The organism is Bacteroidota bacterium, assembly GCA_041658205.1.
Taxonomy (GTDB): Bacteria; Bacteroidota; Ignavibacteria; order UBA10030; family UBA8401; genus UBA8401.
In genome coordinates, this window is sequence record JBBAAO010000001.1 from 1,732,446 (window position 1) to 1,749,080 (window position 16,635).

The 16,635-nt window shown below is 40.8% G+C and carries 12 protein-coding genes and 1 tRNA gene; 1 reads left to right on the forward strand and 12 read right to left on the reverse strand.

All coding sequences use genetic code 11. The features are described from left to right. Positions 1–57 precede the first annotated feature (57 nt). On the forward strand, positions 58–2,514 hold the full coding sequence (locus WDA22_07170; GenBank protein MFA5833241.1) for a glycoside hydrolase family 9 protein: 2,457 nt from the start codon (positions 58–60) through the stop codon (positions 2,512–2,514). Positions 2,515–2,529: 15 nt separating this feature from the next. Here the strand turns inward: WDA22_07170 and WDA22_07175 are convergent, their stop codons facing one another. The 12 genes from WDA22_07175 to WDA22_07230 all read right to left on the reverse strand — a co-directional run bounded on the left by WDA22_07175 (position 2,530) and on the right by WDA22_07230 (position 16,600). Next, positions 2,530–2,862 carry a translation initiation factor gene (locus WDA22_07175; protein ID MFA5833242.1) on the reverse strand — a complete coding sequence of 111 codons (333 nt, stop codon included), beginning with the start codon at positions 2,860–2,862 and terminating at the stop codon, positions 2,530–2,532. Further along, positions 2,859–5,348: an ATP-dependent helicase HrpB gene (gene hrpB / locus WDA22_07180; protein MFA5833243.1), complete on the reverse strand. Its 2,490-nt coding sequence runs from the start codon at positions 5,346–5,348 to the stop codon at positions 2,859–2,861. The genes WDA22_07175 and hrpB overlap by 4 nt, the downstream gene beginning before the upstream one ends. A 106-nt stretch (positions 5,349–5,454) precedes the next feature. Next, positions 5,455–5,778, reverse strand: a complete 324-nt coding sequence (locus tag WDA22_07185) for an RNA-binding protein (GenBank protein MFA5833244.1) — start codon at positions 5,776–5,778, stop codon at positions 5,455–5,457. Between the two features lie 92 nt (positions 5,779–5,870). After that, the gene (locus tag WDA22_07190) at positions 5,871–6,002 is read right to left on the reverse strand and encodes a hypothetical protein (GenBank protein MFA5833245.1); all 132 of its coding nucleotides are present in this window, start codon (positions 6,000–6,002) and stop codon (positions 5,871–5,873) included. 817 nt (positions 6,003–6,819) lie between these two features. Next, positions 6,820–7,782 carry a hypothetical protein gene (locus WDA22_07195; GenBank protein ID MFA5833246.1) on the reverse strand — a complete coding sequence of 321 codons (963 nt, stop codon included), beginning with the start codon at positions 7,780–7,782 and terminating at the stop codon, positions 6,820–6,822. An 8-nt stretch (positions 7,783–7,790) separates the two neighbouring features. Beyond that, positions 7,791–8,225, reverse strand: a complete 435-nt coding sequence (locus tag WDA22_07200; GenBank protein ID MFA5833247.1) for a hypothetical protein — start codon at positions 8,223–8,225, stop codon at positions 7,791–7,793. A 2-nt stretch (positions 8,226–8,227) separates the two neighbouring features. Then, positions 8,228–9,997 (reverse strand): FG-GAP-like repeat-containing protein, encoded by a 1,770-nt coding sequence (locus WDA22_07205; GenBank protein ID MFA5833248.1) that lies wholly within the window; start codon positions 9,995–9,997, stop codon positions 8,228–8,230. A gap of 510 nt (positions 9,998–10,507) precedes the next feature. Then, positions 10,508–11,461 (reverse strand): universal stress protein, encoded by a 954-nt coding sequence (locus WDA22_07210; protein MFA5833249.1) that lies wholly within the window; start codon positions 11,459–11,461, stop codon positions 10,508–10,510. 241 nt (positions 11,462–11,702) lie between these two features. Beyond that, positions 11,703–12,035, reverse strand: coding sequence for a PAS domain-containing protein (locus WDA22_07215; protein MFA5833250.1), 333 nt, complete (start codon positions 12,033–12,035; stop codon positions 11,703–11,705). A gap of 312 nt (positions 12,036–12,347) precedes the next feature. Further along, a tRNA-Lys gene (locus tag WDA22_07220) sits at positions 12,348–12,419 on the reverse strand. A gap of 75 nt (positions 12,420–12,494) precedes the next feature. Then, positions 12,495–12,779 (reverse strand): hypothetical protein, encoded by a 285-nt coding sequence (locus WDA22_07225; GenBank protein ID MFA5833251.1) that lies wholly within the window; start codon positions 12,777–12,779, stop codon positions 12,495–12,497. Positions 12,780–12,922: 143 nt separating this feature from the next. Beyond that, a complete protein-coding gene (locus WDA22_07230; GenBank protein ID MFA5833252.1) occupies positions 12,923–16,600 on the reverse strand; it encodes an alpha-amylase family glycosyl hydrolase in 3,678 nt (1,225 codons plus the stop codon). Positions 16,601–16,635 lie beyond the last annotated feature (35 nt).

Consider the following 16,635-nt stretch of genomic DNA (forward strand, 5'->3'; position numbering starts at 1 on the left):
TTAGAATATTGATTGCACATTTTGATACAAGTTCTAAAATAATTTTAGGCTAAACAAATGAAAAATGCATTCTTTTTAATTATCGTACTCCCCTGTTTCCTTACTTGTCAGCACTGGATCCGAACAAATCTGTTAGGGTATACTCCCGAGTCCCGCAAATTTGCCGTTTTTGTGAGCAAAGATACATCGACAAATGTTTCGTCATTTACGCTGCACGATGCTTTGACTGATGAAATAGTTTACACTTCGTCAAATACAATGAGTTATGGCGCTTATGGACCATTTTTAAGTACGTATCGATTAAATTTTTCTTCTTTCAAACAATTTGGATCTTTCTATATATCAGTTGATAATGTCCGTTCACCGGTCTTTAAGGTGGCCAGAGATATCTATAATGGAACTGCTGATTTTCTTTTGAATTACATGCGGCAGCAGAGGAGCGGTTACAATCCTTATTTGAAAGATTCGTGCCACACAAATGATGGATTTATCATCTATCATCCCTCTCTCGACTCCACCCACATTGATGTCTCCGGTGGGTGGCACGACGCTTCGGATTATCTTCAATATGTCACCACGTCGGCTACTGCGGTATATCACTTGCTGTTCGCCTATACACAACATCCCAAATCATTCGGGGATGAATTCGGTATAAACGGAGTAAAAGGAAAAAATGGAATTCCCGATATCCTTGATGAAGCAAAGTGGGGTTTGGATTGGCTTGTGAAGATGAATCCGCAGCCGGAAATGTTTTTTAATCAAATTGCCGACGATCGGGATCATCGCGGTTTTCGATTGCCGACGGAAGACACCGTACATTACGGCAAAGGAAAAGAGCGTCCCGTTTATTTTATCTCAGGACAACCGCAAGGAATATATCAGCATAAGAACAGAACAACTGGCGTTGCATCGACTGTTGCAAAATTCTCTTCATCGTTTGCACTTGGCTCCGAAGTGTTGCAACAATATTATCCTACTTTTGCCGATAAATTAAAAACAAAATCGTTGGAAGCGTACGAATTTGCAAAGAAATTTCCGGGAGTATCACAGACCGCTCCCTGCAGGGCACCTTACTTTTACGAGGAAGACAACTGGGTGGATGATATGGAATTGGCAGCTGCTCAGTTATTTACAATTCAGGGATCAAAAAACTATTTAGACGATGCCATATATTTTGGCAAGCAGGAAAAAACGACTCCTTGGCTCGGCGCAGATACGGCCAGACATTACCAATGGTATCCGTTCGTAAATATTGGACATTCTCTTATTGCACATCAATCTATAAAACACTCTAAACAGTTCGCAGATTTTTTGTGCGACGGCATTGAAAAAGTGTATCAAAAAGGAAACTCGAATGCCTTTCAGATAGGTATCCCATTCATCTGGTGTTCCAATAATCTTATCAGTTCGTTCCTGACACAATTATATCTTTTTCGATCACTCTCACATGATTCATCTTATATCGAGATGGAATCATCGTTGCGCGATTGGTTATTTGGATGTAATCCTTGGGGAACAAGCATGATCGTCGGACTCCCCTCGTTTGCAGACACACCGGTTGATCCACACTCTGCATTGACACATGTCTATCAATATCCCATTAATGGCGGTCTCATTGATGGTCCGGTACGAGCATCAATTTTTGATCAGCATAAAAAATACATCAAACTGACAAAAGCTGATCCGTATGCTGAATTTCAATCTGATCTTGCCGTCTATCATGATGATTGGGGAGATTATACAAATAACGAACCGACAATGGATGGCACAGCAAGTTTAACGATGTATCTTTCATCATTGGAAGAATCACTGCCTGTTTTGAATAACCAGAATCAAATCCAACTTGGCGGGATTGCAAGAATGGATACGACAGCGAAGGAGATTTATCTTATTTTTACCGGACATGAATTTGCCGATGGGGGGAAACAGATTGCAAATGCTCTGCGAAAGAATAAAGTGAAAGCCTCATTTTTCTTTACTGGTGATTTTTATCGACAAAAGAAATTTGTCTCTACCATTAAACAATTAAAGAAAGAGGGACATTATCTTGGGGCTCATTCGGACAAGCATCTGCTCTATGCGTCGTGGGAAAAACGTGATTCACTGCATGTTACAAAGGAACAATTTAATAATGATGTGAAAAATAATTATAAAGCGATGAAGGCATTTGGCATACATTCATCTGCTGCTCCTTATTTTCTTCCTCCGTATGAGTGGTATAACCAGACTATTTCAGACTGGACAAATGAGCTTGGATTGCAATTAATTAATTTTACACCTGGCACTTCATCCAATGCAGACTATACTACTCCCGATATGCCAAATTACATATCAACAGATTCTATTTTCAGTCGCATTTTACGGTATGAGTCTAATAACTCATCGGGACTAAACGGTTTTCTACTTCTCTCGCATATCGGAACCAGTGAAAAACGAAGTGATAAATTCTATGCTAAACTTGAAGCATTAATTGTGCAGTTAAAAAAACGTGGATATACGTTCAAAAGATTGTGATCAATGGGATTCCGGTTATTTTACGACATAATCCATTTGCCTAAGCTTTTTTGATACATTTTCACGCTGATCTCCTTGGATCTCAATTGTTCCATTCTTCACCGTTCCTCCCGCACCGCAATGTTGTTTCAAAATACGCGCGATCTCTTCCATCGTATCCGGATTATGCTGCAATCCTGAAATAACAGTAACACTCTTTCCTTTGCGTCCAGCCGTCTCGAGCGTAACACGGAGAGTATTTCCCTTTCCTGAATGAATCTTTTTTGTCGAAAGTTTCTCTGCGTGTAATTTTTCTCTTTCCGAATCGGAAAGTAATTGTTCAAGATCTGCTAACGATTGGAGTTTCATTTCGATTTTGCCTCCATCCTCTTTTTCGTTTTTGTGGTAGGTTCTGCTTCTAACGGATTTTCCGGCCAATAATGTTTGGGATACTGTCCCCGCATATCTTTTCTTACATCAATATAAGCGTTCTTCCAAAAACTCGGAAGATCTTGTGTTACGGCAATCGGTCGTCTGGCAGGCGAAAGTAAATGCAACAATACTTTTATTCGTCCACCACCGACCGTTGGTGTTTTTGTTTCGCCAAACATCTCCTGCAATCGAACAGCCAGGATCGGTTGTTCTCCTGAATAATCTATTGGAATATGCGATCCTGTTGGGACAGTGAGATGAGTCGGCACAAGATGATCGAGCTCTTTTAATTGTTCATAAACAAAAAGCGAACGCAATACTTCAACCATGTCGAGGTTCAACAATTGAGACTTGCGGGTTATTCCGTCAAGAAACGGAGCAAGCCAATCTTGCACTGATGAAAGGAGATTTTCATCTGAAAGATTGACCCAGTTCTGAATCAGTTTATTTTTTCGTAACCATTCGCTCCTGAATCGAAGCGATTCAGATTCCTTATTCCACGGCAGTATATTTATTCCCATTCTTCGTATCACCTCAATAACAATCTTTTTTGCATCCTCCGCGTCTGGCTGAGAATGTTTTTCCGCAATCTCGATTGATCCAAATGCCGTAACACGCCGAGCAATAATGCACTCCTCCTTATCATCCCATCGTAACTCTTTTTTAAGTTCTATTTGTTCGGAAAACGTTGTAAGTATATCTTCTTTTGAGATTGGTTCTGCAGAAAAGATTTTAATATCGCTACCCACACCGTCCACTTCACCAACAGCAAGGTATTCTTCCTTTGCAAGTACACTTCCTTTCGGCAGCGATGCCACCATATTTCCGGCAAGTTGATATCGTTCGCTGGATTTTCGTTTAGCAATTCGTTCAGGATAAGCCAACCCAAGCAAAAGTCCGAGACGATCATACTGATGCTTTGAATGTCCTCGATTCAGACCAAGCATACGCATTAGCCGTGTTGATTGGTCACGAATCCGTTGGATTGAAGATCCTTCAGATTTTCTACCTTCTTTGAATATTACATAACGGGAATAAAGATCGATATCGGCATCATTTTTCCCACGCAAAATATCTTTTTCATCCAGCAATGCTGCAAGTTCACACGCAAGTTCACCACATTGAAGTTCTTTCCCTTTGATCAACATATGGGCATATCGGGGATGGAGAGGAAGTGAAGACATCAATTTACCATGCGCAGTAAGATTTCCACTCTTATCCAATGCACCGAGATATTGCAACAACTCTCGCGCTTGTAATAGATGTGCAGCCGGCGGTCGATCGAGGAACTGTAAATGAACTCCTTCTCCGTCTCCCCATTGTGCAAGTTCCATCGCCAGCGGGGCGAGATCTGCAATGATGATTTCCGGCTGAGAATATTTCGGGAGATTGGTGTGATGATGTTCCGTCCATAGACGGTAACATACTCCTGACTGCTCTCTTCCTGCACGCCCTTTTCGTTGTTCTGCGGAGGCTAGTGAAACAGAGGTTGTAACAAGACCAGACATTCCTCTGCGCGCATCAAATGTTGCGCTGCGCGATAATCCAGAATCGATGACAATGCGGACACCGTTAATGGTAAGACTCGTTTCAGCAATATTGGTTGAGAGAATAACTTTTCGTTTTCCAGTTTTTGATGGATGCAAAGCAGCTCGTTGTTTCTCCGGCGATGCATCACCAAACAGTAAATGGATATTCACTTCGGCAGGAAGCTCTTTTTGTTCAAGAAGAGATTCCACTTTTCTTATTTCCCGCTGTCCCGGCAAAAACACCAATACATCTCCTTCCTCTTCTCGGAGAACCCTGCTAATTGTATTTGTAACTAATTGTTCAACAGGTCCATCGTTCTTCTGCGGCAAATAATGGACAACTACTGGAAAGCTTCTCCCTTCACTTTTAACAATGGGTGCGCTGCCTAATAATAATGAGACCGAATGTACATCAATAGTTGCAGACATCACCACAATTTTAAGATCAGGGCGCAAATGGTTCTGAACATCAAGCGTCAGTGCAAGACCAAGATCAGCATGAATACTTCGCTCATGGAATTCGTCAAAAATAATCAATCCAACACCAGGCAGTGATGCATCTTCCTGCAGCATCCTCGTCAATAGACCTTCCGTCACTACTACCAGTCGTGTTGATTTCCCAATGGCACTTTCACCCCGTATTCTATAACCAATCGTCTCTCCGACCTTTTCACCGCGCTGTTCAGCCATATACTCAGCAGAACGTATCGCCGCAAGTCTTCGCGGTTCGAGCATGATGATCTTTTTCCCCTCTAGCCATTGTTCATTGAGCAGAGAAATAGGTACGCGTGTCGTTTTCCCCGCTCCCGGTTCTGCGGAAAGGACAACGTTCCTGTTCTTTTCAATTGTCGAACGAAGTTGAGGAAGAATAATATCGATGGGAAGAGGATTCACTGACAAAAGATAGGAATTATTTCTGCCGCAAAAAAATTTTTGTATGCCGTAATCAAAAAAAAATCCTGCCGAGGCAGGATTTTAGTATTTCGATGTAGTGATAAGATTAATATCGGCGATTTCCGCCGCTTCGTCCACCACGATTACCACCACCTCCGCCGCTAAAACCACCGCGTGAAGAATTCTCTGTTTTTGGTCTGGCTTCGTTCACATCCATTGTCCGTCCCATAAATTCTTTTCCGTGTAAAGCAGCAATTGCAGCTTCTGCTTCAGCTTTTTTCATAAACTCTACAAAGCCAAAACCTTTGGAAACATTGTTCGATCGATCTCTGATGACCGTTACTTCGCCAAGTTCGCCAAATGGTTGAAATGCTTCTTGTAAATTTTCTTTTGTTACTTCCCGATCCAAATTCCCTACATACAGTTTCACGTTGAGCTCCTAATGATATTGATTAAATGTAACATTCTGCTTTAATAACATACAATTAATAACATTAGTAACCTATGATTCATTTTGGAAATTCAAATTCTCTCTTTTTGCTCAACACTTTTCATTATTACACTGACCAGAATCTGTATTCCCCCTTCATTCAAATGGAGTCCCGTTCTTGGTAACGGCCGAACTTGTTCGCCGAAGTCGGAGAATCTAATCATAAGTAATTAACCGTACCTCAGACACTTCGCTTCGCTCAGTGTAACAATTCACTGGTCATTCTGACTTCCGACGCTTTTTGTCGTGACTCAATATCTGAACGTATTAGAATAAGTTCCTAAGTTTTCAATTTCTTATTCGCGAAAATCCGTTTCTTCTGTGTCATCCGTGTTCTATTTTCCTAATATTACCTCAGACACTTCGCTTCGCTCAGTGTAACAACTCACTGGTCATTCTGACTTCCGACGCTTTTTGTCGTGACTCAATATCTGAAGGTATTAGAATAAGTTCCTAAGTTTTTCAATTTCTTATCTGCGAAAATTTGTCTCTTCTGTGTCATCCGCGTTCTATTTTCCTAATATTACTTCAGACTCTTCGCTTCGCTCAGTGTAACAATTCACTGGTCATTCTGACTTCCGACGCTTTTTGTCGTGACTCAATATCTGAAGGTATTAGAATAAGTTTCTAAGTTTTTCAATTTCTTATCCACGAAAATCCGTTTCTTCTGTGTCATCCGTGTTCTATTTTCCTAATATTACTTCAGACTCTTCGCTTCGCTCAGTGTAACAACTCACTGGTCATTCTGACTTCCGACGCTTTTTTGTCGTGACTCAATATCTGAAGGTATTAGAATAAGTTCCTAAGTTTTTCAATTTCTTATCCACGAAAATCCGTTTCTTCTGTGTCATCCGTGTTCTATTTTCCTAATATTACCTCAGACACTTCGCTTCGCTCAGTGTGACAACATTTTACACTTCCCAATCATCAGCATTCTATCCTTGGATCCAAAAAAAAATCCCGCATTCGCGGGATTCAATGTTACCAACCTTGATCAATATCGTAAATTGTCTTACCATCCGCCGGCGCCGGCCAGAAGAAGAGGAACAGATTTGAGTGCTCCTCGTTCAGAACATGAGGACCCATTTTGACGGTGTCATTCGTTGAATTGTAATATGAAGTGTAATACGCAATCTGCTGATTTTTTGGTAATACATAACCGGTTGAAGGATATTCTGGTGCACCAAATACTTTAATAGGCGGTTCACTCCAAGCAGTATTGCGATAAATTTCTTTAAAATTAGCTTCGTAATGCTGTGCCCAGAAACTGACTCCACGGCTGTGAAAATGTCCGGTCATTGCGAGAATATTAATATCGTTTGGAATTTTTTTAACAAACTTCCGAACGGTCAAAGAATCCTTCGGAGGAATATTGATTAATGTATTGCTCGCAAAAATAAGACCCACTTCATTCGTGACCTGCGATTTCGGAATTGTCCAAAAATTGATCAACACTTTTCCTCTTCCATTCGGTGAAAGCTGCGAACCCCCGTTAACATAATGGGTTTGAATCAATAGCTGCTGCTTTCCTTTTAATTTGATCGCAATTCCCGGCGGAAGCTGCCAGACGAAATTTTCTTTCTGCGAAGCAGCAAACATATTCCACATAGTATAGTCCACGGATTTAAAGGTTTCATCATACGTTCCATCGGTCTTTTTTACCGAATCAGTCCGGAACACGTTGCAGTGATGACTTCCGGGGTTGTATGAAAATTGCACTTTCGTGATGTAGATATCGGAATCTGAGGGAAGCGTTGTATAATAATTCCGCTGCAGTTCCTCACCGGCTTTAACGGTAAATGGTGCTATACTGACCTGCACACCCTGCCCTGCCGGCGGAGGTGCTAGATGCACATCGCTTGCGGATGGATCGGGTTCAACGGGTGTTTCCCGTTTACACGAGAACAGCAGAGTCAACAACAGTATGGAAAGATATTTCTTCATAGGTACCCTTAATTGTTTTTTGCTCCTTCAGCAATCCATTGCCGGATTGCAGCGATTTCATTTTGTGACAGTGAAATACCGGCTTGCGGCATTCTATCCCCCTGCCCTTGGCCCGGCGAAGTGATCTTAATATACAAAAAGCTCGAATCCGGCGAATTTGGTTTTACCCGATAAAACGGCGGCAAATTTTTTTTGTCTTCAACACTCCGAACATTCACCAAATTATCGTACGATGAACCTTTACTCAAATTTAGTCCCGCCTTGGCACTGGCACCATGGCAACTCTGCAGTGCGCAGTTTGTAAAAATAATTGCTTGAATACTCGTGAATGTAGGCTCAACAGTCTTTGCAGTAATGGTCTCTTCTTCATTACATCCACCAAAAAGCAAAAGAAAAAATAAGAATACGAATGCTTTTTCAGAAAAAAAATTAAGGTATCGCATCTCTATTTTAAATACACCATTTTTTTTGTTTCATGAAAATCCCCCGTTTGCATTCTATAATAATAGATTCCGGTCGGTAATAGTGATGCATCAAACGAAACGCTATGATACCCTGACTCTTTGATAGTATTCACGACCGTTTGCTTCGTTCTTCCAAGTATATCAAAAATTATTATTGAAACAAATCCTCCCTGTTTCATCTGATATGATATGGTCGTTGATGGGTTAAACGGATTGGGAAAGTTTTGTCCTAACGAATATCCATCAGGAATTGTATTATGCTCTTTATCGGGAACAGCGGTAACCAAAGAACTTCCCTCCGTCAGACGATAATTGACATTCACACCCACAGTAGTAAATTTTTGGATATTATTCTTCGACCACATAATCTCTAACGTATCAATCGTTGTAAGACTACCTAAACCAAAATGAAGCACTGGACTCATTTGCGAAGCATATCCGTTCCCCGCTGTCACTCGCTCTGTTTGCCTTTTTCCGCCAGCAACCACCGTTACCTTGGCTCCGACTGCCATCGCGTTGATTGATACTCCTGTTAATGAAAGTTTGAACCAATTACCTGATTTCTGTTTTGTATTCAGAAGTAATTTATTATTCCCATCTGTTGCCGATGCCACCATATCAATATATCCATCATTGTTGAAATCCCCGGCAGCAAGACCATAAAAGCTGTAGGGATAATTCAACTGATACTGAGCACTCTTTTCTAGAAATGTGCCGTTCGCAAACTCGTAATAGAGATTAGCCAGTCCGTTGAATCCATACGTATTAATCATATAGAGATCATTATCCATATCATTATCAAAATCTTCCCAAACAATTCCCCAGGACATTCCGTTTAACTGCACCCCAAGCGACTCGGCAACATTTTTATAAACGCCATTCGATTGTCGTTTATACAAACCCCCTTTTCCAATTCGTGTAATGTATACCTCTTCCCATCCATCAAAATCAAAATCCTTCCAATAGACTCCCATAGAATTCCCCGCGCCGTAATCGTGTAATCCAGTCAAATGTGAAACATCGGTAAATGTCCCATCGCCATTATTGGAGAATAAATTGCTTTCCAGAAATCCGTCATGAACTTTGTAAATATCCAGATCACCGTCATTATCATAATCAATGAATGTCACTTGCATCGGTGATGTATCTGCGGCACCCGCAATGCCCGCTTTTGTTGTCACATCTTGAAATAAGATTGTGGATCCATTTGAAATGTTTTTATATAAATGATCCGGTTCTGGATATTCGGTCGCCAGAAAAAGGTCAAGTGTACCGTCATTATTGTAATCTCCAAACGCTGCTATAGCGGCAGTCGAAACAAAATTGATTCCGCAATCCGTAGATTGATCTTGAAACGTCCCATCTTTTTTATTTATGAATAAATGACAGCGCCCTTGCCCGTACGCTTCTGCTAAAAAAAGATCGACATACCCATCATTATTGATATCCCCCCACACTCCGGATTTATAACTTCCAAATATTTTCAGTTTAGCGGCTGATGTCACATTCGTAAATGTTCCATTTTTATTGTTCTTCAAAAGAACGCAAAATGAAGTATCGGCAGTGTATGTCTGCGCAATGTTCGCAAAAAAGATATCGTCCCATCCATCCTTATCAAAGTCAATCACGGACACACCATGATTGCCATAATACGTGGATGCTAATGGCAATCCTGAGGATTGGTCAGAAAATAGGCTTTGTTGTCCAAAAAGAGGAAGCGAAAAAATTAATATGAAGAAGTGAGTTTTCATTGTTTACTACACTAAAAAAGAAAAATTACATGCCATTTTCAAGTGCGGTAAAAAATATTACTCCTTATTATGGAGAATCTCGTCATTCTGATGGAGTCCCGTTTTTGGGGACGATCGAGCTTGTCCACTGAAGGAGGAGGATCTTAGCGTATTATAAATCGTACCTCAGACACTTCGCTTCGCTCAGTGTAACAACACACTGATCATTCTCTGAAGGAGTCCCGTTATTTGGGACGACTGAACCTGTCCGCCGAAGGAGGAGAATCTGATCGTAACTATTTTTTTCTTATCAGCGTAAATCCATTCATTCCGTGTTATCCGTATTCTATCCCTTCGTCATTCTGAGGTCGTCTTGTTTTTAGACGACCGAAGAATCTGATCGTAACAGTGAATACTCATGAGTAAACATTTTCTATTCCTTATCCGCGTAAATCCGTGCCATCTGTGTCATCAGCGTTCTATTTCCTAAAATTACTTCAGACACTTCGCTTCGGTGAGTGAAACAATTTCTTATCCGTGTTCTATCCCCTTCCTCATTTTTGGGGAATCCTTCACTTTCGGAATCTGCTCCAATGGCTCATTAAATCGACGAGGAAAAATCATCTTATGCACAGGATGTGTAATAGACAGCACCGGCACTGTCACTCGACGCACCACTTCTTCCGTTGTATTGCCGATCTGAGTCCTTCTCATTCCCCGTGCACCGTGAGTGCCCATAACAATAAGATCAACTTTACGATCCTCTGCTACGTTGACAATCGAATTGTCCGGTTCAACATCGCGCGTTGCAAATTGTTCTACTGCGATGGATTTGGCACGTTCGTCGTACGTAATCAGATCAGGGAATTGAATGCGTGACAGATATTCTTCAGAGACAGAAAGATCGGTAATATGCAGCAGAATTAATTTTGCATGGAATGCCAATGCGAATGCAATGGCATATGGTAAGGAATAATTACTGTATTCCGAAAAATCGGTTGGGACAAGAATGTTTTTTATGTCGCTAAAGGGATTTTCATTATCAGGTCGAAGCGTTATCACCGGCACACGACATAACCGCACGATTCGTTCCGCCGTTCTGCCAATAAGGTGCGGCGTTGAATTCCCTATTCCAAGGACAGATATGATCACCGCGGAATAATCAACCTCTTCTGCCTCTAACACAATCTCTTTATACGCCGCTCCAAATCTCACAACTGTCCTTACTCGGTCCTTGTCGATATTCAGCATCGTAATTATTTTTCGAAACTGTTCATCCGCAAATGCTGAGCTTTGCACGCGATGCTTCCGCTGCATTTCCGGATCGGATCCGAACGCCCCCAATGGGGTCTGTTCATACTCATCAACAAACAACAATGTCAGCGTCGCTTTATAGTGTTTGATAAAGAGCAACGCATATCGAATGGCAGCGATTGATGCTTCGGAAAAATCTGTCGGACAAAGGATGTTTTTAATCTTATACATGACGAGTACCCCACAAATCGTCTTATATTAGGAAAGGAAAAGAGATGAAAACCGTATGACTTGCTATGAATAACGTACGTAAACCTCCTTCGGGAAACAATCTAAAGTGGAAGAAGATACATTGAATGCTTTATGAAACGTATCACTTGCTCCGATTTTCGTTGGATATGTATCTGTTCGCGCAATTGTTCTAGAGGATTTTTATTGGAGATGTAAATGGCGGATATTGAGATATGATTATTTATGACCTCACAAAATGTTGCATCTCCGTTGGCAACTCAATTGATATTTCGACCATACCGCCAATGGTTTTATTGGTAAACCATGGCGATTGATAAATAATCTTCTTCTTTCCCAATTTTTCAATGGTATAAATATTCGTTGTTCCTGAGGATAATAATTCTTTCACTTTCGTCAACGCAGGTTCGGGATGACAGTCGAATAAACTTTTCCCAACAAGTTCTTTCCCTCCATCATTCTTAAATACTTCCTGGGATTTATCGTTCATATACACAATTGTTCCTTCTGTATCACAAACCGTCACTGCTGCATTAATTTCATCGAAGTAATTCATAAAGTTTTTTTGGTTAATAAATCTAAAACAATCATGATTCTTATTGCGCAAATGTAAACAGATCATTCGTACGAATCAACATGTCATGTTGAGACCCGCTTTAACGCTTTTCAACATTGCAGTACGAAACATCTGAACAAACAATCAGATTTCTCTCTCACTACCAGAGTGTTTCCCGAAGCTCGTTGGAAATAGATAGGTAGGTAGATAGGATAGTGCGCATCATTAAAAAATCTATTCAACAAATTTTCAACACATGGCACTTTTCGGCAGGCTTTAAAATAAAAATTGCCCAAAACTGGGCAATTTCAGTGATCGCGGATGGTCTCGAACCATCGACCCTCTGCTTAAAAGGCAGATGCTCTACCGCTGAGCTACGCGATCAACTTTCTTAAAGTGTTTCAAATATAAGAAAAAAAACCGCGTTTTGCAACGAACAAACAATGAATTTAGAATAATTTATGCTTGTTCTGCTAATTGATCAGCAGCTTCATTTTCAGTTTTCTTTTTTCGATAAATAATTCCAAATGGAATAATCACGCAATATCCAAGCACGAGCAGTATTGGTGCTACGTTTAATGCAATGGGACTGTCCCACGGTTTTGAACTCAGAGCAAAATATCCGGCAATGATTACAACCACACCGGCAAGAATGATCTGATAATTGATCATTTCCAAACTGAGGGAATCAATACGTTTCGTTTTTTTTCTGGTAAGTTTTTCTTTTTGAATCGCTTTTGTCATGATTCTTTCTCCTTCCCCCTATTCATAAAAAAGCCAGACGTTGGGGGGTCCGTCTGGCTCGACCTATAGTTTGCAACACTCAGGGGAAGAAGTATTGCAAAGGTCGAGTACAATATAATTAGAAAATTCTAAAAATCAATCATTCACTTTTTCTTTGTGATATTTTTCACACTGTCGATAAGTTTCATTTTTGTCCGTCTCACTTTGTCAACTGTCCGTTCCTTCCCTTTTGAAACTTTCAGAGTGCTGTTTCCCTTCTCAATAATTTTATTTGCCGATATTTTTTCTTCTTTCGCACCAATCAACAGTTCTTTTAACCGGTCTATCTGATACTCCGAGCCAACGGAGGCCTCGTGGATGTGGTTCATCTTTGCCTGCAAACTAACCAGCGTAGTACTGTTTGTGGTCGGCTCTTTTTGTGCATACAAGTATTGAAGCGTCAACACCCATCGCATCAGTGTTTCGAACTGCTCTTTATTGAAGTACCAAATATCATTGTGTTGGTTCACACCCAGAAAATTCGCGGTCTCAAAATCATTCAGCATTTGTTCAACAATAGTGTAAAGCTCACTTTGTGTTTCAATAAGAATCTGATGCTGCCGAAGAAGATTTCTTAGTACAGCCACCATGTTTTCTGCATCGGCGTAATTTAACCCGTTATCGACGATTAATGTCTTCATCACCTCGTCCAGATGAAGATGCTGTAAAATATCAAACGAATGGGGTTGTGGTAAATTGACCAGCGCCATCTTTTTGCACTCATCCAGCAGATGATACAAAACAAAATGCAACGGATTACCTGCCGGTACGCCTGTCTGTGTGATAGCTCTCTTCTTTTCTTTTGACGTATGACGGGATGCTGTTTGTTCCTTTTTGCTGACAGTAAAATAATCGTTAATGTTTTTCAAAAATTCGACATGTCTCTTTTTTATTTGTTCTCTATCGATCGATCCACCAATTTGTCTTTCCAACTCTTTAAATATATTTAAATACTCTTCAGATACAGATTCTAAGGGAAGAAGTTTAAACGCATGTTCAATTGCTCGATGGAATGGCCGCAGTTGAACTTCTTTCAACATCGAATCAAGAACTCCCGTCCCCCTTCCTTTCAATCGTTTTGCGATACCGGCATATGCTCCGGTGTTGTCGGAAATTTCTTGAAAATCTGTGAAGACGGCATATTCAAATGCCCGAAGTTCAACATGCATTCCTTTGTCAGAAAGATCTTTCCCGGAAAGAAGATATTCTAAATTGGATTTCCTATCCCTGAATCGATAAAAGACATTTTCGGAGTATTGAATCTGCAATGATTCCGATAATGTTATCGATCGGGGATGCCCCTGTTCATTGACTGCTTTGGGAAGTGAGTGTTTAATGTATCCCCGTGTCTCGGCAAATTTATTATGGAAAAATATGACCGCCCGTTCAGTTCCTGCGCGGTTGGAATAGGCAATGACATCTTCATTTACAAAACCGCGGTCATCCAAAAAATCATAAAATTCAAAATGGTGAACCTGTGAAAATAAAAACCGCTTTTTTGTCAACGGAAATATTTCATGCTCATGCCGGCGAATTAACCATTCATCCGGTGTTTCGTTATAATATGCTCGCTGATATTCCATGCCATATTTTTCTTTGAATCCTTCAATCTGTCCATGTGCAAACATGGGAAGTCCGGGAAGTGTAATCATTAAGGTTGCAACGCCAAAATACTTGTCATCCTTACCAAACTGTTCAACGGCAGTTTGCTCGTCCGGATTGCTCATAAAGTTGACATAGCGTTTCAATATCTCAGGATTAAACTCAAGAGTATTTTTGATCATCGCCCGAAACTTCTGATTCTCTTCCTTCATCAGCATGTGCATGAACGCGCTGTTATACACCCGGTGCATTCCAAGCGTTCGGACAAAATAACCTTCCATCAACCAAAATGCTTCGGCAAGGAGAAGCGTCTGCGGCATCTCTGCATTGAATCGATCTACAACTTCACGCCAAAACTCATTGGGAAACATTGCATCAAATTCTGAACGGGATAGTCCATTGTCTTGTCTGGACGGCACACCCGATGTGCCCAGCATGGGATACCATAATCGCTGAAAATGTTTTTTCGCAAGAGTCATAGCAGCATCAAACCGGATCACCGAAAATTTTCGGGCCACATGGAAAATATTTTGGATTACTGCTTCGCGTACATCGGCTCTCAATAAATTTAACTGTGCCGTGTCGTTCCACGGCATGCTTGTTCCGTCATTCCCATGATAGACATAGCGAACTTCTCCGTTTCGACGGTCAATACGTTGAAACACCACTGCGGCGTCGTTTCTGCTCCAGTATCCATCTTCAATTCGTAATTCAATATTCGAATCATGCGAAAGATTTTCTCCAGTAAACCGGTAATTCGGATATGGAGGATGTTCAGACTGAATGAAATATTCAGGATGTTCGATTACCCATTTGGAAAATAATCCCATATGATTTGGGACCATATCCCCGGCAAGCCGAATCCCGCGCTGCCAGCATCGGCGATTCAAATGTTGAAATGCCTCTTCCCCGCCAACATCATGTGCAATCTCGTAATCATAGAGTGAATACGCAGAGGATACGGCATCCAGATTTCCGGTAATCTGTTTGATCCGTTTTGATGCTGGGCTCCGCTCCCACACGCCAATCAGCCAAAGACTGGTAAAGCTCCACCGCGCCAGTTGATCCAGTTCTTCGTCGGGAATCTGATCCAGCCGTTTTATCTCACGTTGATATTTTTTTGAAAGCTGGTCAAGCCACACATAGGTATTCTTTGCAATCAAGACAACATTCGGCATCCAATCGGTGTCCGGGGTAAATTGTTCGGGCTCCGCATAGACATAATCTTCCGGTTTAATTGTTCCTTTTTGTAGTAATTTTTTCCGTTCTTCCGGCGTCAACAAACGTTCTTTTTTATACTCGGGAACAAACGTTTCAACATTTGGCTTCCCTTGAAATTGGTTAAACGTGTGCCAGATAAATTTTTCCTCTTCTTTCGAAAATTCAAAACTTCCGGAAATCCGTTCAATAAATTTTGATGAGAGTACAATTCCCCAACGCTCTTTGAAAAATCCTAATTGTGCCTCAATATTATCAGGATGTTCAAGAATAGGTTTTTTTAATGCTTCCAACAGCGGTTGATTGTCAGGACCGAACGGTTTTTCTTTGGCAAAGAACTGTTCCAATTCCTTGATGATGGCAATATATTTTGTTTTTGCAATTAGATTGGTATCGTCAAACAATTCTTTGATCTTCGAATGTGCCGGATTAATATTCGAAAGATGAAGCATGATCAATTCTTCCAACGCAATCTCTTTGTGCGGACGACTCGATGTAACGGAATCAAAATATGCTTTTTCGGTTTGCTGATCTTTATAGACAGATTTTGGAGGAAATTCTTTGACAAACTGTAATAATGTCTTTTCCAACTGCTCTATACCAAACACTTTCTCCAAATGTTTGTATGCTCTCTTCACAACGCCGGGATTTTCCTGTTCATCATATATTCGAACCAAAAAGTGACTGATCTCATCAAGAAGTCCTGCTGCATTCAGAAATCCTGCCCGAACTTCTTTCTCCGTATTACCAAGCACTCCTCGGATTGTATTGATTGAATATGCAAGTTCACGAACAGTTCGGAAATTTGGAATGATGACATTTCCCGAAGATTCGATTAACGCTTCACTGATTTGATATTTAATTCTTGAATATTTACTGATATGAAATTCAAAACATGCGGAAAAAATTGTCGGTGCCGAAGTACGGATTTTCGTTGATGAGATTGAAATAAAACGCTGCATTTTTCACCCCAGATAGTTAGGATAGTATAAAGAAA